Source organism: Streptomyces sp. NPDC058620 (assembly GCF_042717135.1).
GTDB lineage: Bacteria > Actinomycetota > Actinomycetes > Streptomycetales > Streptomycetaceae > Streptomyces.
Genome location: NZ_JBHXQO010000007.1, coordinates 96,684 through 112,878, shown reverse-complemented (window position 1 = coordinate 112,878; position 16,195 = coordinate 96,684). Strand labels below are relative to the sequence as shown.

At 71.9% G+C, this 16,195-nt stretch carries 15 protein-coding genes; 9 read left to right on the top strand and 6 right to left on the bottom strand.

Annotated elements, in window-relative coordinates; genetic code table 11:
* Nucleotides 1-161 precede the first annotated feature (161 nt).
* On the bottom strand, nt 162-1,328 hold the full coding sequence (locus tag ACFWSK_RS10370) for a hypothetical protein (protein ID WP_383783459.1): 1,167 nt from the start codon (nt 1,326-1,328) through the stop codon (nt 162-164).
* A 196-nt stretch (nt 1,329-1,524) separates the two neighbouring features.
* Between ACFWSK_RS10370 and dapD the strand changes: the two genes are divergently transcribed.
* Entirely contained in the window at nt 1,525-2,523 is a 999-nt protein-coding gene (dapD, locus tag ACFWSK_RS10365; protein ID WP_383783458.1) for a 2,3,4,5-tetrahydropyridine-2,6-dicarboxylate N-succinyltransferase, read from the top strand.
* 90 nt (nt 2,524-2,613) lie between these two features.
* On the opposite strand, the gene dapA is transcribed toward dapD, so the two are convergent.
* Nucleotides 2,614-3,504: a 4-hydroxy-tetrahydrodipicolinate synthase gene (gene dapA, locus ACFWSK_RS10360; RefSeq protein WP_383783457.1), complete on the bottom strand. Its 891-nt coding sequence runs from the start codon at nt 3,502-3,504 to the stop codon at nt 2,614-2,616.
* A gap of 146 nt (nt 3,505-3,650) precedes the next feature.
* On the opposite strand from dapA, the gene ACFWSK_RS10355 reads away from it, so the two are divergent.
* The 5 genes from ACFWSK_RS10355 (at nt 3,651) to ACFWSK_RS10335 (ending at nt 9,124) form a co-directional block, all read left to right on the top strand.
* Entirely contained in the window at nt 3,651-4,298 is a 648-nt protein-coding gene (locus ACFWSK_RS10355; protein ID WP_383783456.1) for a DUF4232 domain-containing protein, read from the top strand.
* A gap of 17 nt (nt 4,299-4,315) precedes the next feature.
* Nucleotides 4,316-5,098, top strand: a complete 783-nt coding sequence (locus tag ACFWSK_RS10350; protein ID WP_383783455.1) for an SGNH/GDSL hydrolase family protein — start codon at nt 4,316-4,318, stop codon at nt 5,096-5,098.
* A 277-nt stretch (nt 5,099-5,375) separates the two neighbouring features.
* Nucleotides 5,376-6,878, top strand: a complete 1,503-nt coding sequence (locus ACFWSK_RS10345; RefSeq protein WP_383783454.1) for a hypothetical protein — start codon at nt 5,376-5,378, stop codon at nt 6,876-6,878.
* 251 nt (nt 6,879-7,129) lie between these two features.
* On the top strand, nt 7,130-8,626 hold the full coding sequence (locus ACFWSK_RS10340) for an alkaline phosphatase PhoX (protein WP_383783453.1): 1,497 nt from the start codon (nt 7,130-7,132) through the stop codon (nt 8,624-8,626).
* 267 nt (nt 8,627-8,893) lie between these two features.
* Entirely contained in the window at nt 8,894-9,124 is a 231-nt protein-coding gene (locus ACFWSK_RS10335; protein WP_073720249.1) for a hypothetical protein, read from the top strand.
* 110 nt (nt 9,125-9,234) lie between these two features.
* Here ACFWSK_RS10335 and ACFWSK_RS10330 read toward each other — a convergent pair whose 3' ends face one another.
* The 3 genes from ACFWSK_RS10330 to ACFWSK_RS10320 form a co-directional block, all read right to left on the bottom strand.
* Entirely contained in the window at nt 9,235-10,440 is a 1,206-nt protein-coding gene (locus tag ACFWSK_RS10330; RefSeq protein WP_383783452.1) for a TerD family protein, read from the bottom strand.
* A gap of 139 nt (nt 10,441-10,579) precedes the next feature.
* The gene (locus tag ACFWSK_RS10325) at nt 10,580-10,810 is read right to left on the bottom strand and encodes a hypothetical protein (protein WP_383783451.1); all 231 of its coding nucleotides are present in this window, start codon (nt 10,808-10,810) and stop codon (nt 10,580-10,582) included.
* A gap of 65 nt (nt 10,811-10,875) precedes the next feature.
* Nucleotides 10,876-11,685, bottom strand: coding sequence for an NAD-dependent epimerase/dehydratase family protein (locus ACFWSK_RS10320; protein WP_383783450.1), 810 nt, complete (start codon nt 11,683-11,685; stop codon nt 10,876-10,878).
* Between the two features lie 256 nt (nt 11,686-11,941).
* Here ACFWSK_RS10320 and ACFWSK_RS10315 point away from each other — a divergent pair, with 256 nt between their 5' ends.
* Both ACFWSK_RS10315 and ACFWSK_RS10310 read left to right on the top strand, forming a co-directional pair.
* Complete coding sequence (locus tag ACFWSK_RS10315; protein WP_383783449.1) at nt 11,942-12,916, top strand: 5-dehydro-4-deoxyglucarate dehydratase; 975 nt, start codon at nt 11,942-11,944, stop codon at nt 12,914-12,916.
* Nucleotides 12,913-14,091, top strand: coding sequence for a hypothetical protein (locus ACFWSK_RS10310; protein WP_383783448.1), 1,179 nt, complete (start codon nt 12,913-12,915; stop codon nt 14,089-14,091). Before ACFWSK_RS10315 ends, ACFWSK_RS10310 begins: the two co-directional genes overlap by 4 nt.
* On the opposite strand, the gene ACFWSK_RS10305 is transcribed toward ACFWSK_RS10310, so the two are convergent.
* Nucleotides 14,074-15,309 carry an MFS transporter gene (locus tag ACFWSK_RS10305; RefSeq protein ID WP_383783447.1) on the bottom strand — a complete coding sequence of 412 codons (1,236 nt, stop codon included), beginning with the start codon at nt 15,307-15,309 and terminating at the stop codon, nt 14,074-14,076. The genes ACFWSK_RS10310 and ACFWSK_RS10305 overlap by 18 nt on opposite strands.
* A gap of 209 nt (nt 15,310-15,518) precedes the next feature.
* Between ACFWSK_RS10305 and ACFWSK_RS10300 the strand changes: the two genes are divergently transcribed.
* Complete coding sequence (locus ACFWSK_RS10300) at nt 15,519-16,175, top strand: GntR family transcriptional regulator (protein ID WP_383783446.1); 657 nt, start codon at nt 15,519-15,521, stop codon at nt 16,173-16,175.
* Nucleotides 16,176-16,195: the final 20 nt, after the last annotated feature.

Below are 16,195 nucleotides of genomic sequence, written 5' to 3'. Positions count from 1 at the left end.
TGCCGGTCCGGCGCGTACGGGTGTCCGCTGCGGGGCGTCTTTCCCTTGTCGTAAGGGATGGGCGCCCCGCAGCGCTGTGTGCGGTGCGGCATGGCGGGCATGGTCGCGAGGAGTTCTGCGTGCTCAGGCCGAAGCGGTCCCTCCTGGACCGAGTGCGGGGCTCATCCGCCGTACTGCGGGGCGCCGTCCTGCGGGGGTGCGGCGGCGGCCTCGGCGAGGACGGGGCCCAGGTTCTCCGAACGTATCCGGCGGTCGACGTAGAGCAGGCCGTTCACCAGGAGGGGGAAGGGCGCCGAAACGATCTGGGCGACCATCTGCCCGGTCACCATCGCCGCCAGATAGCCGCTCATCGCGATGATCACGGCGGTGGGGCTCGGATCGGAGTCCAGGTCCGCGGTGGTGATCATGGTCGGGAACATGCCGAGGACCGAGAACGGCATCTGGATGATGTAGGCGGCGACGCCCGCTATGACGGACGCCAGCAACCCGGTCCCGAACAGCCGCCACCAGTCGCCGTGTACCAGCTGCGACGAGCGGCGCAGTGCCTCGAAGGGCCGCTGACCCTCGAAGACCACGGCGGCCGGGGCCAGGGAGAACTTCACCCAGAGCCAGATCGCCAGCGGCCCCGTGACCAGGGCGCACAGCGCGCCGAGCGACATGATGGTGAGGGCGCCGGAACTGCCGTCCAGGGTGATGAAGACGACCATCATGGCGATGAACGCGACCGAGGCGAGCAGGACCGGGACGGCCGCGATCAGACCCGTGAGGAACACGGTGCCGATCATGGCCGCCATGCGTGCCCGGGAGCGCCGCCACACGGTGGCGAAGGTGACCGGCCGGCCCAGCACCGCGTCCTGGAGGATCGCCGGGACTGCCCCGTACATCAAGGCGGACGCGAGCACCACGAGGACGATGCCGAGCAGCGCGACGAGACCGAAGGCGGTCACCAGCGGTACGACGTCCGAGGAGGCGGGCTCGACGCCGTCGGGGAGCGAGACGAGGTGTTCCAGATGGCTGGCGACCGCGGAGTAGGCCACGGCCATCGCCGCCGCCATCGCGAGCGCCGCTCCTCCGTACAGCGCGAGGCCCATCCCGAACAGCTGCTTCCAGTACCGGCCCATCGTGGCGAAGGCACCCCCCAGCAGGTCTCCGAGCCTCAGCGGTGCGAGGGGTATCACTCCGGGCTTGGGCGGCGGCATCCAGCCGCCCCATCCCGGCGGCCCGGGGGGTCCGCCGTACGGTCCGCCGCCGTACGGTCCGCCGCCGTACGGCGATCCCCCGAGATGCGCGCCTCCGTATGCGCCGCCCCACCCTGCGTCCTGCGACACTGCTTCTCCGTCATGTTGTTGTTCGTACAGTCGTGCGATGTACCGGTCGGGACACCGTAGCGTCCCGGTCACCCGGGCTTCCGACGTGCAACGGTCACGCCCCGGTCGGGGGCCCCGGGCCGTCCCCCGGGCGTCCTTCGGGCCGGTCGCTGAGACCGGTTCGCCCGCGCGGCCCCCGGCCGGTTAGGTTTTGGTCATGACCGACACGACTTCCCAGGCTTCCCCCCGCACCTCCGGCGCCGTCGCCGCCGGCCTCGCCACCATCGCCGGTGACGGCACCGTCCTCGACACCTGGTTCCCCGCCCCGGAGCTCACGGCCGAGCCCGGCCCGGCCGGCACGCAGCGCCTGACGCCGGACGAGGCCGTGAACCGGCTCGGCGAGGCCGCGGCCAGGGCCATCGGCGTGGACGCCCGCCGCGGTGTGGAGGTCGTGGCCGTCGCCACGGTCATCTCCTCGCTCGACGACAAGCCGCTCGACGCGCACGACGCGTACCTGCGTCTGCACCTGCTCTCCCACCGCCTCGTCCAGCCGCACGGGCAGAACCTCGACGGGGTCTTCGGCCTCCTCGCCAACGTCGCCTGGACCTCGCTCGGTCCGGTCGCCGTCGACGAGCTGGAGACGGTCCGGCTGAACGCCCGCGCCGACGGCCTGCACCTCCAGGTCACCTCGGTGGACAAGTTCCCGCGGATGACGGACTACGTCGCGCCCAAGGGCGTACGGATCGCGGACGCCGACCGAGTCCGGCTCGGCGCGCACCTCGCGGCCGGTACGACCGTCATGCACGAGGGCTTCGTCAACTTCAACGCCGGCACGCTCGGCACTTCGATGGTCGAGGGCCGCATCTCCGCGGGCGTCGTCGTCGGCGACGGCTCCGACATCGGTGGCGGCGCGTCCACGATGGGCACGCTCTCCGGTGGCGGCAACGTCCGCATCACGATCGGCGAGCGCTGCCTGGTCGGCGCGGAGGCGGGTGTCGGCATCGCGCTGGGCGACGAGTGCGTCGTCGAGGCCGGGCTGTACGTCACGGCCGGTACGCGTGTCACCATGCCGGACGGCCAGGTCGTCAAGGCCCGCGAGCTCTCCGGTGCCTCGAACATCCTCTTCCGCCGCAACTCGGTCACCGGCACCGTCGAGGCCCGCCCGAACAACGCGGTGTGGGGCGGACTCAACGAGATCCTGCACCACCACAACTAGGGCGACGCCCCGGTCGGAAGCCGTTTCGTCCTCGATCGCCGGGCGGGCTCGAAAACGAGCCCGTCCGGTCGGTGAACGGACCCGGCCACGTCACTCGGCGGTGGCGGCGAACAGCCTCGTGCGGGCGTCCCGGAGTGCGGCGGCCGCCTCCTCCCCGGCGGGCTGCAAGGGTTCACGGACCGGGCCCGCTACGAGCAGGGTCTTTGCCGTCACCGTGCCGGGGAGGCCGGAGGCCATCATCAACTCGACCAGTTCGATGGTCAGTTCGTTGAGGCGGGCGGCCCCGGCGGTGTCCCCGGTGTCGAACGCGTCCAGTACGGCCCTCATCTGACGCGGTGCCACATTGGCGACCGTGCTCACATAGCCCGCGCCGCCCAGCGCGTACAGCGGAAGGTTCAGTTCCTCGCTTCCCGAGTAGTAGGCGAGCGAGGACCTCGACATCACCTTCGTGGCGCCCAGCAGGTCGTAGCTGCAGTCCTTGACCGCCACGATGCGGGGGTGCTCCGCGAGGCGCAGCAGGGTCTCCGGTTCGATCCTGGTGCCCGTGCGGCCGGGGATGTCGTACAGCATCAGCGGGATGCCGGCGGCGTCCGCGACGCGGTTGAAGTACATCTCCACGGCGGACTGCTGGGGCCGGCTGTAGTACGGCGTCACCACCAACAGGCCGTCGGCGCCCGCCTCTTCGGCCTCCCGGGCCAGTCGCAGCGTATGCCGGGTGTCCGGGCCGCCGACGCCCGTGACGAGCGGGACCGCGTCGCCGACCGCTTCCCGTACCGCCCGGAGCAGTGCGCTCTTCTCGGCGTCCGTCGTGGCCGGTGACTCGCCCGTCGTGCCGCTGAGCACGAGCCCGTCGCAGCCCTCGGCGACCAGCCGGGAGGCATGCTGCCCGGCGGCGTCCAGGTCCAGGTCTCCGGCGGCTGTGAAGGGCGTGATCATGGCGCAGAGGGTGCGGCCGAAGGGGGCGGGGGTGAGGGCTGTCATGTTCGCAGTGTCGGCCGTCGGATCGTGAAGGTCTACTTAGTTCTGCTTCGGATGATGCCGTAGACATGCTGAACAGTCTCGGTGGTGCGTCGCAGCGTCTGGCATGATCGAACGTACGAACGGCAGGCTGACGCGGGGGCGGACGTATGGCAGCACGGTCATCCGAGCGGGTACGGGGACCGGTCTCGGCGGTCCTGTTCACGGTGGGTGCACTGGTCCTCTCGGGCTGCGCCGGGTTCCTCGTCCCGGCGGGCGAGGGCGAACCGGGCCCGACGCCGAGCCCGGCGAGCACCACGGCCCCGCGCGCGAGCATCGAACCGCCCACGGCCGGTGCCCCCGCTCAGGGGTCCTCACCCACCCCCACCCCGCAGGGCGGCTGCCCCGCCTCCGGTGTGCTCGTGGACATGGGGGAGGTGGAGACGGCGATGTTCCACCGGGCCGTCGTCCTCACCCTCACCAACTGCGGTGAGAAGCCGTACCCGGTCAACGGTTATCCGTCGGTCCAGGCCCTGGGCGAGGAGGGTGAGCGGCTTCCGGTGAAGGTCAATCCCGGCGGCTCGTACTTCGGCGCCGACCCGGGCGCCGAGCCGATCACGCTGAAGCCGGGCGGCACCGTGCGCTCGGTCCTCGCCTGGGTGTCCACGCAGGAGGGCGGCGACCTCATCGAGGGCGACGCGCTTGAGATCGCGGCCGCCCCGGACACGGGCGTCCGCGTCTTCCCCCTGGTGGGGCACGACATCCGGCTGATGGACGAGCTCAACATGACCGCCTGGCGTGTCCAGGTACCCAACTGACCCCAGGAGGGCCGGGTATGAAGGAAAGACGCGTCTTCACCCGCTACGTCGCCATCGGCGACAGTCAGACGGAAGGGCTCGGAGACGGCGACGACCTCCGTGGTCATCGCGGCTTCGCCGACCGGCTCGCGGAGATCCTGGCCGCCGACGGTCCCGGGCTGCTCTACGCCAACCTCGCGGTACGGGGCCGGCTCGCCGACCGGGTGAAGGCGGAACAGCTGGAGCCCGCGCTCGCGCTGCGGCCCGATCTCGTCACCGTCGTGGCGGGGATGAACGACCTCGTGCGCCCCGGCTTCGACGCCGCACGGGTCGCCGCCGGCCTGGAGGAGATGTTCGCCGCGCTGACCGCGTCCGGCGCCACGGTGGTCACCGTCACCTTCCCCGACATCGGCCGCATCTCACCCATGGCCCGCCGGGCCGTGCCCCGCGTCCTCGCCCTCAACGCCCGGATCAGGGAGGCCGCCGCCCGGCACGGCGCCCTCGTCCTCGACACCTTCCCGCAGGCGGCGACGGTGGACCCGCGCCTCTGGAGCCGGGACCGGTTGCACGCCGCGCCGCTGGGCCACTCCCGTATCGCCTCCGGCATGGCCGACGTGCTCGGTGTGCCCGGACACGCCGACTGGGCCGCACCGCTGCCGCCCCTGCCCCCACGCTCCTTCGTCCGCAGGGCATCCGTGGAGGTGGGCTGGGCCGCGAACTTCCTGGGGCCGTGGGCGGTCCGCCGGATCAGGGGACGCTCCTCCGGCGACGGCCGCACGGCGAAGCGCCCCGCGCTGATCCCTGTGCGGCCCCTCGCTTGACCCCGCGAGAGCTACCGGGCCTTCGTAGCGGACGGCAGGGACGACCGGAACGCGGACATCGACGCACTCGCCGGGCCGGGTGACGGGGTCGGGTCCCTGACCCCGCAATGGCAGAGGGTGCATACCTTCCCCGGAGTGACGGGCGGCGGGGTGAACCGCTATGCGCCCGCGTTGAGCATGGTCCCGGGTGGCGGGGGGTGAAGTGCGTCTAGGCTTGGGCGGCCTGAACTCCGTACCCCACGGGGTACGCCCGAGTCGTCCCGAGGAGAACCACCTGATGTCCGCAGAGCGCCCCTCCCTGCCGCCGGTGCGGCTGCACTCCGAGGCCGAGCTGGCACGGGACGCGCTCGCCGCTCCGCTGCTCGCCCGTGCCGTCAGGCTCGCTCGCTGGGCCGGACCCGGGACGCGGGTCGGCGCGGGTGGTGAGCTGGTCGAGGCGCAGCTGCCGGCGGCGGCCGAGCACCTGGGCCTCGACGCCGACGAGGACGGTGCCGCGTACGCCAGTGAGGCGTGGCGCCTCGCGGTCGACACCGGGCTCCTGGACGTCGAGGACCCCGCGGACGCCGAGGAGGCCGAGGACGGGGATGACGGGGAGGGGGGACCGGAGGGCGGAGAGGCGGAGGGGACCGTCACCGTCGGCGAGAACCTGGCCCTGCTGACCGGCGGCTCCCCGCAGGACGTGCTGGCGATCTGGCTCGACGGTCTGGAGGCCGTGTACGCCGACGCCACCGCGCCGGCCTTCGACGACTTCGCCGACCTCGTCAACGAGGACGGTTCGATCGACTTCGACGCCCTGGACTGGGACCCGGAGGCGGAGGCGGAGTTCCTCGACGGAGTGCTCGGCAATCTGTACCTGCTCACCGTCTCGGAGGCCGGCCCCGGTGAGGGCCCGCTGCCGCTGCCCGCCCTCGCCGCGTCGATGATCGTGCCCGATGACATGGACGAGCCCACCGACGACGTCCTGGAACAGGTGTCGGAGGCGATGATGCGCCTCGACGACCAGTTCCGGGTGCTCGAACCCATCGGCATCGTCGAGTACCGGCCGCTGGACGAGACGCTGCTGACCGAGGAGGGCGAGGACGGGGCGCCGTCGGCCGACGAGGAGGACGTCACCCGCTACGGGCTGGTGAAGCTCACCCCGCTCGGCCTCTACGGCGTCCGGGCCCGGATGCTGGAGGCGGGGGTGGACGCTCCCGCGATCGGCGACCTCACGGAGAAGGGGGCCGAGGAGCTGCTCGCGGGCATCGCGTACTACCCCGAGGCCGCCGTACGCGCCGAGACCGAGCTGTGGCTCGGCCGGCACGGGAGCGCCGGTGCGGTGACGGCCGCGCGCGAGCTGCTGAGCGCCTCGCGCGGTTCCGACGCCGGCGCGCCGCTGCGCCGGCTCCACTGTCAGCAGGCCCTCGCCCTGGTCGGCCCGGAGGCGGAGCCCGCCGTGCGCGCGGTGCTGGACGACTCCGAACTGGGCGGTCTGGCGCGGGTCTGGCTCGCGGAGCGGGGTGCGGCCGACGTGCCCCCGCCGCCGGAGTCCATGATCTTCTGGCTGGCCGTCGACACGATCGCCGCCCAGCTCGACGCCGAAGGTGATCTGGACGAACTCCAGGGCCTGGTGGAGGGTCTGTCGGGTCAGCACAGCGGCTTCTTCGACGAGGTGTGGCGGGTGGACCATCCCGGCACGGCTGAGGTCCTGGAGGCGATGGGGCGGCTGCACAGCGACAAGAAGGCGGCGAAGGAGGCGCGGAAGGCGGCGTTCAAGGCGCGTTCGCGCAAGAGCGGCTGACGTTCGGTCAGGGGCTTCGGGCGGTCGACGGCTTCAAGCTCTCCGGGCGGCATCCTCGGCGAGGTCGAGGGTGCCGCCTGTGGCCGCGGTGGGGCTCCGGGCGCACGAACTCGGCAGGTCACGGGCATCTCTGGCCACAGCCTCACAGGAAGGGTGCCGCTCGAAGTCGTTCGTTGTTCAACCTCCGTTGGTGTGAGGGAGGGAGCCTGGGCGCGCAAACCACCCGCCCGTTACCTCACATGGAGTCCGCGATGTCCTTCACTCGCAGGGAATTCACCCGGCAGTCCGCCCTCACCGGTGCGGGTATCGCCCTCACCGGTGCGGTCGGCGCGCTCGCCACCGCCCCAGGCGCCCTGGCCGCCGAGGACCCGGAGCACGGCCCGGGCCACGGCTCCGAGAACGGCCGCGGGCACGGTCACGACAAGTCGCCGGGTTACGGGCCGCTGCTCCCCGACCCCGAGGGCATCCTCGCGCTGCCCGCCGGATTCTCGTACCGGATCGTCACGCACAGCGGTGTCACCACGCTGGAGTCCGGCGAGCCCACCCCCTCCAACCACGACGGCACGGCCGCCTTCGAGGGTCCGCGCGGAGTGACGCTGCTCGTCAACAACCACGAGCTCAAGGGCCCCCGCTCGAAGTGGAAGTACCCCGTCCCGCTCGCCGAGGGCCTGGTCTACGACCCCGCCGCGTCCGGTGGCTGCACGGTCGTCGAGACCCGTAACGACGGCCGGACGGCCGAGTGGGTCGGCATCGCCGGCACCTCCACCAACTGCGCGGGCGGCTCCACCGCCTGGGGCACCTGGCTGACCTGTGAGGAGAACTCCGACAAGGCCGGACAGAACGGGATGACCAAGGATCACGGCTACGCGTTCGAGGTCGACCCCTACGACCGGCGCGCCAACCGTGACCCGCGGCCCATCAAGGCGTTCGGCCGGTACGACCACGAGGCGGTCGTCATCGACCCCAAGGCGGGCCACGCCTACCTGACCGAGGACGCCTCCGGCCCGAACGGACTGTTCTACCGCTGGGTCCCGCCGCAGGGCTTCAAGCACGGCCGCGGCAAGCTCCGCACCCTCGCCGACGACGCCGGAGTCCTCCAGGCCGCCAAGTGCTTCGACCGCAACGGCGTGTTCGTCGACGACCTCTCCCGCGCCACGAAGACCGGCACGGTCTACGGCGTGGACTGGGTCGACGTCCCCGACCGTGACGCCAGGACCGTCCCCGTGCGCAAGCAGTTCGGCCAGCTGGACGTCACCCGGGGTCGCAAGCTCGAAGGCATGTGGTGGGGAGACGGGGGCGCGTACCTCGTCTCCTCGTACGCCCGCGACGAGAGCCCCGTCGAGCACGACGGGCAGGTCTGGTTCTACGACCCCAAGCGCCGCACGCTGACCCTGAAGGTGCTTCTCGGCATCAACCCCGACCCGTCCAAGGACGGCGCCTTCGACAGCCCGGACAACATCACCGTCTCGCCGTACGGCGGTCTCGTCATCGCCGAGGACGGCGAAGGCATCTCGCACCTCTTCGGCGCCACGGAGAACGGCCGTACGTACCCGATCGCACGCAACGACCTCAATGTGGGCACGGCCGAGGCCCCCGCGTACAGCGAGTTCGCGGGCGTCACCTTCTCGCCCGACGGGAAGACGCTCTTCGCCAACATCCAGACGCCCGGCATCCTGCTCGCCATCACCGGGCCGTGGAAGCGCCAGCCGAACCGGCCCCGCACCGCGGGCGGCACGACGTCGGACTGACCCGTCACGGTGAGACAGTGCGCGTGCGCGCTGCGTCGTGAAGCCTGGAGGAAGCCCGGCCCGCGGGTCGGCCACGCCCCGTCGGGAAGCGAGAACCGCCACACCTTCGGGGGGCGTTCCTGGGCGGCATTCCGCATAGCGCCCCTGGTGGCAGCGGGCAGAAGCCCCGTGCGGCGCCGGAACGGCTGATTACGAATCCGGCACTACTGCGCCCCCAGGAGTGGTCGGGCATGGCGTCGGGCGCTCTCAGGGCGCATACTCGACGTAATGAAACAGTCAGCCGGTTCCCGGCGTCACCTGCCTTCCAGTCCCTTCAACCGCCCGGCCCAGGCGGCCCCACCGGTCGAATGTTTCGATGTGGGCGACAGGGTGTCGCACGACCAGTTCGGGCTCGGCAGAATCCTCGCTGTCGAGGGCGACAACGATGCGGTCCTCATCGACTTCTCTGGGCGACAGGGGAGGATTCTGAGCCCGTACTCCAAGCTGACCAAGCTCTGAGAAGGATCACGAGCACACACAGCGTCCGCCTGGAGAATCCTCGGACCCGGGGCACCTGAGAGCCATCAGGTGCCCCGGAAGCCGTTTCCGGGGGGTGCCCGTCGCCGGGTTTACAGGGACTTGGCGGCGGGCTTCACCATGCCCCGGACGGTCCGTGACTTCACGAACTCGCCCATGCCGGTCATCTCCCACTCGCCGGAGAACTGCTTGATCAGCTTGGCCATCAGCACGCCGGTCTGCGGCTCCGCACCGGTCAGGTCGAAGCGGACCAGCTCCTCGCCGGTGGCCGCGTCGATCAGCCGGCAGTACGCCTTGGCGACCTCGGTGAACTTCTGGCCGGTGAACGAGTTGACCGTGAAGACCAGGCCGGTCGCCTCGGCGGGGATGCGGCCCAAATCCACGACGATCACCTCGTCGTCACCGGCGCCCTCACCCGTGAGGTTGTCGCCGGAGTGCTTGACCGCGCCGTTCAGGATGGAGAGCTTGCCGAAGTAGCAGCTGTCCAGGTGATTCCGGTTGGGGCCGTAGGCGATGACGGACGCGTCCAGGTCGATGTCCTTGCCGCGGAACGCCGGCTCCCAGCCGAGGCCCATCTTGACCTGGGAGAGCAGCGGCTTGCCGCCCTTGACGAGGGAGACCGTCTGGTTCTTCTGGAGGCTGACGCGGCCCTTGTCCAGGTTGATCTTGCCGGAGCCCGCGGGCGCCGGTGCGGCGGCGGGCGGGGCGGGCGGAGCCGCCGGGGCCGGGGGAGCGATCCGCGGGTCGACGGGGGCGGCCTGCGGGACCGGCGGGGCGGGGGCGGCCGCCGGGGCGGGCTCCTCCACCGAGACGCCGAAGTCCGTGGCGATGCCCGCCAGCCCGTTCGCGTAGCCCTGGCCGACGGCGCGGGCCTTCCAGACGCCGTTGCGCAGATAGATCTCGATGACCACGAGCGCTGTCTCGGCGCCCAGTCGGGGCGGTGTGAAGGAGGCGAGCGCGGTGCCGTCGTCCGCGTTGCGCACGGTGGCCGTGGGCTCGATGCCCTGGAAGGTCTGGCCGGCGGCGTCGGGGCTCGCCGTGATGACGATCTTCTCGATGCCGGGCGGGATCGCCGTGGTGTCCACCACGATCGCGTCGGGCGCCGAGCCGCCGCCGGACCGGTAGGTCACGCCGGAGCCCGAGGGCTGGTTGTAGAAGATGAAGTCGTCGTCGGAGCGCACCTTGCCGTCGGCGGTGAGCAGCAGGCCCGAGACGTCGAGCCGCACGGGAGCGGCGACGTCCACCGCCACGCGGGCGGCGGAGAGAGGGATGTTCGAGCCGGGTGTCATTGCGGTCATGCACGGGGTAACGAACGACCCCGCTTTGCCGTTCCCTTACCTTTGCCCCGCGTGCTCCGTACGGGTTCCGCCGTGCCCGGGTGGGCTCCGTACGGGTTCCTTCCGTCCGGCGTGCTCCGTCCCGCGTGCTCCGTACGGCTCAGCGGGCGCCCCGCTGGTTGCGGGGGTGGCTGCGGGCGGCGCGCTCGTTGCCGTGCTTGTACGCCCCGGTCCAGCGGGCCATGACGAGTTGGGCGTCTCCCGCGGCCACCTCGGTCAGGAACTTCTCGGCCCGGGCCCCGCGCAGGGTGCCCGCGGGGCGGCCATGGTGGGTGAGGGTGACGCTTGCGTCGGCATGCTGCTCGTACAGGAATCCGGAAGGTTTCGGCATGGCCCGCATGATGCCCGCGCGCACGGCGGGCTGTCACCGGAGTTCCGGCATCCCCGGGCTCGCGGTCAGCGGGGCCAGATCGGCGGGTCGGTGACGAAGTGGCCGCCGATGTGGGCGTGCTCCGGCTTGGCGGGGTCCAGTTCGCCCTGCTCGGCGACGAGTTCGGCCGCGTACGGCTCGGAGTCGTCCTTGGGCTCGTACCCCAGGGACCGGGCCGAGCTCAGGTCCCACCACAGGCGCGTGTTGTCCGACGAGCCGTAGACGACGGTGTGCCCGACGTCCTCGGCGGTGAGCGCGGCGTGGAACAGCCTGGCGGCGTCGGCCGGGCTCATCCAGACCGAGAGCATCCGCACCGAGGTGGGCTTCTCGAAGCACGAGCCGATGCGCACGGACACGGTCTCCATGCCGTGCCGGTCCCAGTAGAGCTGGGCGAGGTCCTCGCCGAAGGACTTGGAGAGGCCGTAGAAGGTGTCGGGGCGGCGGGTGACCTCGACCGGGATCAGCGGGTCGCCGGGGAGCGGGCGCGGGGTGTAGCCGATGGCGTGGTTGGACGAGGCGAACACCGTGCGGCGCACGCCCTCCTCGCGCGCGGCCTCGTAGAGGTTGTAGGTCCCCTCGATGTTCGCGCGCAGAATCTTGTCGAAAGAGGCTTCCAGGGAGATGCCCGCGAGGTGGATGATCGCATCGACGCCCCGCACCGCCTCGCGCAGCGCGTCCTTGTCGCCCAGGTCGGCGACGACCGCGCCCGGTTCGCCCTCGACCGGGACGATGTCGAGGAGCCGGAGCTCGTATCCGTACGCGGGAAGCAGGGCGCGCATCAGGGTGCCGAGGCCGCCGGCGGCGCCGGTGAGCAGGACGGTACGGGGAGCGGGCATTGGGGGATCTCCTCGGTGCGGTCGCGGACGCGACAGACGCGCGCAGCACATCAAATCCATGGATGACATTCACATGCATGGACAAGCTACGAACGCGCGGCGGATCGCGTCAAGTGTTTCGTGGAGTGGGTGAGTCCGCCTCCAGGTCGGTGTTGCTGTCTTGACCTGCGCCAGGTGGCTGCTTTAGCGTGGCGGCGTTCATAAATATGGACACTGATCAGAATTGTGCACGCCTGAACCTGCTCAGGGAGCGTCTGTGACCTCAGCCCCCCTTGCCGCCCGGCTCACTCACGTCGCCGGGCCGCTCTTCTTCCCCGTCACCGCGTACGGGCCGGACGGTGCCATCGACCTGACCGCCTTCCGTACGCATGTGCGCGACGGCATCGACGCCGGCGCGGCCGCGGTCTTCGCGTGCTGCGGCACGGGCGAGTTCCACGCGCTGACCCCGGACGAGTTCCGGCTTCTCGTCGCCGCCGCGGTCGAGGAAGCGGCCGGGCGGGTGCCCGTCGTCGCCGGCGCCGGATACGGCACCGCGCTCGCGATCCAGTACGCGAAGCTCGCCGAGGAGGCGGGCGCGGACGGGCTCCTCGCCATGCCCCCGTACCTCGTCGTCGCCGGCCAGGAGGGCCTGCTGCGCCACTACGCGGCGCTCGCCGCGGCCACCCGGCTGGAGACGATCGTCTACCAGCGCGACAACGCGGTCTTCACTCCGGAGACCGTCGTCGCGCTCGCCGGGACGCCCGGAATCATCGGCCTCAAGGACGGCCTCGGCGACCTCGACCTGATGCAGCGGATCGTCAGTGCCGTACGCACCCGGCCGCCCGGCCAGGACTTCCTGTACTTCAACGGGCTGCCGACCGCCGAGCTCACCGGTCTCGCCTACCGTGGCATCGGTGTCGCGCTCTACTCCTCGGCCGTCTTCGCCTTCGCCCCCGATATCGCCCTCGCGTTCTACCGGGCACTCGACTCGGGCGACGACGAACTGGTCAACGCGCTGCTCGACGACTTCTACCGGCCGCTGGTCGAACTGCGCGCCAAGGGCCACGGCTACGCCGTCTCGCTGGTGAAGGCGGCGGTCCGGCTCGGCGGGCTGGACGTCGGAGAGGTGCGCACCCCGCTCACCGAACCGCCTGCCGCCCACATCGAGGAGCTCACCGCGATCATCGCGAGCGGACGCGCCCTGCTTGAGGGGCGCGGGGCCGAGGCACCGGCGGCGGGAGCGCGCGGGTGAAGACCTCCGCCTTCCTGTACCCCTGGGACGTCGTCGGGGACCCGGACGCGGCGGCGCGCATCGCCGGCCTCGGCGTCGAGCAGGTGACTCTCGCCTCCGCCTACCACTCGACCCGGGCGCTGACCCCGCGCCACCCCGGCCGCCGGATCGTCACCGCCGAGTACGCCGCGGTGCTCTACCCGCCGGACGCGGCACGCTGGTCGGGGCGCGCGCTGCGGCCCTACGAGCAGTCCTGGGTGCCGGGTGCAGACCCGTACGCGGAGGCGGCGCGGGCGCTGACCGACGCCGGTCTCCAGGTGCACAGCTGGGTCGTGCTCGCGCACAACTCCCGGCTGGGCGCCGAACACCCGGACACCTCGGTGGTCAACGCCTACGGCGACCGCTATCCGTGGGCGCCCTGCATCGCGCAGCCGGCCGTCCGCGCCTATCTGGTCGGCCTGGCCGCCGAGGCGGCGGTCCGCGAGGGGACGCTCGGCACCGAGCTGGAGTCCTGCGGCTGGTACGGCTTCGCCCATCTGCACGCCCACGACAAGACCGCGGGTGTCGGACTGGGGGAGGCTGCGCAGTATCTGATGTCGCTCTGCTTCTGCCCGGACTGCCGGTCCGGGTACGGCGAACAGGGTCTGGACGCGGACGAGCTGAGCGCGTCGGTGCGGCGCGCGCTGGAACCCGTCTGGGCCGGGTCCGCCACCACGGGGGCGGGCTGGGCGGGAGTGGGCGGACTTCTCGGCGCCGAGCTCGCCGACGCCACCCTCCGGTGGCGCCGCCAGGTCGCCCGTACGCTCCAGGAGTCCGCGGTCGCCGCCGTGCGGGAGGCGGCAGGGGCCGGGTTCCAGGTGCTTCTGCACGCCGACCCGGCCGTGTACCGCTCGGGTGCCAACGTGGGTGTCGACGCGCGGCACATCCTCTCCGTCGCCGACGGTGTGGTGCTGCCCTGCACGGGTGGCGACGCGGCGCGCGAGGCGGTCCTCGGGCCGTTCGCCGGTGAGGCCGGTGTGCTGGCCGCGAACTTCGGCGTCGTCTCCGGGATGGGCGGCAGCCCCGGCACGCTCGCCCGGGACGCCGCCCACGCGGCCTCGCTCGGCGCGAACCAACTGCGGCTCTACCACGCCGGGCTGGCCTCGGGCCCGGACCTCGAAGCCGTCGCCGACGCGCTCTCACGCATCGGGCGATGACGGGACCGGGCCGGTGGGGGTGCCCGTCAGCCACCCCCACCGGCCCGTGACCAGCAGGATCGCGGTCAGCAGCCCCACCGATCCGGCCAGGGGCAGCAGCATCCGCACGTCGGCCACGGCGACCAGTCCGGCGCCGCACGCCAGAGCCACCGCGTTCGGCGCCGTCATCAGGGAGCCCGCGGTGGCCGCAGTGCGTCCCAGGACCGGGGCCGGCGTCTCCCGCTGCACCGCCGTCATCGCGGCGATGAGCACACAGGGCAGCCCCACCCCGATCCCCGCGCTCGCCGCCAGGGCCACCGCGTCGTACGGCAGCGCCCGCGCGCCCACCGCCACGGAGAACAGGGCGATCCCCGACGCCGCGAACACCCGCTCCGGCATCCGCCGCAGCAGCGGCCCCGCCAGCAGCCCGACCGCCACGGAACCGGCGCCCTGGGCCGCGTACAACACCCCGGTGTACGTGGGGGAGTGGCCCAGCCCCTTGTCCACCACGGCGTGGATCGCCGCCCCGTTGAGCCCGGCGAGCAGCATCGTCACGGCCGCGGCGAGCACCAGGGGCCGCAGGGCCGCCGAGTGCCACAGCACGCGCGCGCCGGCCGCCAGATCGCCCCGCCGCCACGCCGGCGCCGCCGGGGCGGACGCCCGTACCCGGATCCGGGTGAGGATCAGTGCGGCCAGGACGAACGTCACCGCGTCGAGCAGTACCACCACCTCGCCTCCGAAGCGCGCGAACAGGCCCGCGCCCGCCAGCGGTGCGAGGAGTTTCATGCCCTCGTTCGCCGTCGTCCGCAGCCCGTTGAAGTCACCGAGCAGCCGGGCGTCGACCGTCTGCGCGACCAGCGAGGACTCGGCCGCGTCGAGCAGCACCCCGCTCACCCCGTAGAGGACGAGCACGGCGAAGAGCAGCGGGATCCGGTACGCCGCGCCGGCCGGCAGCAGCGCGGCCAGCAGCGCCGCCATGGCCAGGTTCACCCGGACCAGCAGCGGCTTCCCGGGCATCCGGTCGGCGAGCGCGCCGAGGGCGGGTCCGGCGAGCACCGGCGCCCACATCGCGAACACCGTCAGCGCCGCGAGACTGTCCGAGCCGGTGAGGGACTTGACCCAGATGCCGGCGGTGAGCCACATCGCGGAGGTCCCGAAGCCCGAGACGAGGACGCCGGCCAGGCAGAGGGCGGCTGTGCGGTCGCGCAGTACGTCTTTCACCGTGCCGATGCTGCTCACTAAGGAGGCCGGTGGACATCGGGCGCATGGCCTGGTCGCGCCGCCTTCGGCCCCTTTGGGGACATAACGGCAACGGCAATGCGACGAGCCGCGAAACTTCTTTTGTCAGAAGCGTTGACGAAACATTCGGCACAGCTCTAGCTTCATCGCGTCGTACTTCGTACGTCATATATGAGACGCGATACGCGAGATGCGAGAGCCCTTCACTCATGACCTTTGCGCCCACCCCGATTCCGTCCCGCACCCAGTACGTGCTGGAGGCGATCAAGCACGCGATCCTCACCGCGCAGCTGAGACCAGGGCAGGCGCTGGTGGAGACCGAACTCGCCGCACAGTTCGGGGTTTCCAAGACCCCGGTGCGGGAGGCGCTGAAGACACTGGCCGGTACCGGGCTCGTCGTCATGAGCCAGTACAAGGGCGCCACCGTACGGCTCGTCGACGCGACCATGGCCCGCGAGGTCTACGACGTGCGGCTCCTGCTGGAGCCCGAGGCGCTGCGCCGCTCGATCACCCGCAAGGGTTCGCTCGACGAGGCCCAAGAGGCGCTGGAACGCGCCGACTCGGCGCTGGACAAGGCCGAACGGTCCCTGGCCAACCGGGACTTCCACCGGGCGCTCTACCTGCCCTGCGGCAACCCGCTGCTCGCCCGGATGCTCGACGAGATCCGTGACCAGGCCGCCCTCGTGTCGACCGTCGCCTGGTCGGCCATTCCGACCTGGGAGCGGGAGGCGGCCGAGCACCGGGAGATCCTGCGGCTCGCGCTCGCCGACGACGCCGAGGCGGCCGCCGGGGCTCTGCACGACCACATCGCGTCGTTCGTGCGCCGCGCCTTCCCCGACGACGTAGACGGGGGTGACGCGGCGTGAACCACCAGCACACCGACGAA

What these genes read in the sequence shown, in the direction of transcription:
- dapD (WP_383783458.1), top strand. Translation starts at nt 1,525, where the DNA reads ATGACCGACACGACTTCCCAGGCTTCCCCCCGCACCTCCGGCGCCGTC.
- dapA (WP_383783457.1), bottom strand. Translation starts at nt 3,504, where the DNA reads ATGACAGCCCTCACCCCCGCCCCCTTCGGCCGCACCCTCTGCGCCATG.
- ACFWSK_RS10355 (WP_383783456.1), top strand. Translation starts at nt 3,651, where the DNA reads ATGGCAGCACGGTCATCCGAGCGGGTACGGGGACCGGTCTCGGCGGTC.
- ACFWSK_RS10350 (WP_383783455.1), top strand. Translation starts at nt 4,316, where the DNA reads ATGAAGGAAAGACGCGTCTTCACCCGCTACGTCGCCATCGGCGACAGT.
- ACFWSK_RS10345 (WP_383783454.1), top strand. Translation starts at nt 5,376, where the DNA reads ATGTCCGCAGAGCGCCCCTCCCTGCCGCCGGTGCGGCTGCACTCCGAG.
- ACFWSK_RS10340 (WP_383783453.1), top strand. Translation starts at nt 7,130, where the DNA reads ATGTCCTTCACTCGCAGGGAATTCACCCGGCAGTCCGCCCTCACCGGT.
- ACFWSK_RS10335 (WP_073720249.1), top strand. Translation starts at nt 8,894, where the DNA reads ATGAAACAGTCAGCCGGTTCCCGGCGTCACCTGCCTTCCAGTCCCTTC.
- ACFWSK_RS10330 (WP_383783452.1), bottom strand. Translation starts at nt 10,440, where the DNA reads ATGACCGCAATGACACCCGGCTCGAACATCCCTCTCTCCGCCGCCCGC.
- ACFWSK_RS10325 (WP_383783451.1), bottom strand. Translation starts at nt 10,810, where the DNA reads ATGCCGAAACCTTCCGGATTCCTGTACGAGCAGCATGCCGACGCAAGC.
- ACFWSK_RS10320 (WP_383783450.1), bottom strand. Translation starts at nt 11,685, where the DNA reads ATGCCCGCTCCCCGTACCGTCCTGCTCACCGGCGCCGCCGGCGGCCTC.
- ACFWSK_RS10300 (WP_383783446.1), top strand. Translation starts at nt 15,519, where the DNA reads ATGACCTTTGCGCCCACCCCGATTCCGTCCCGCACCCAGTACGTGCTG.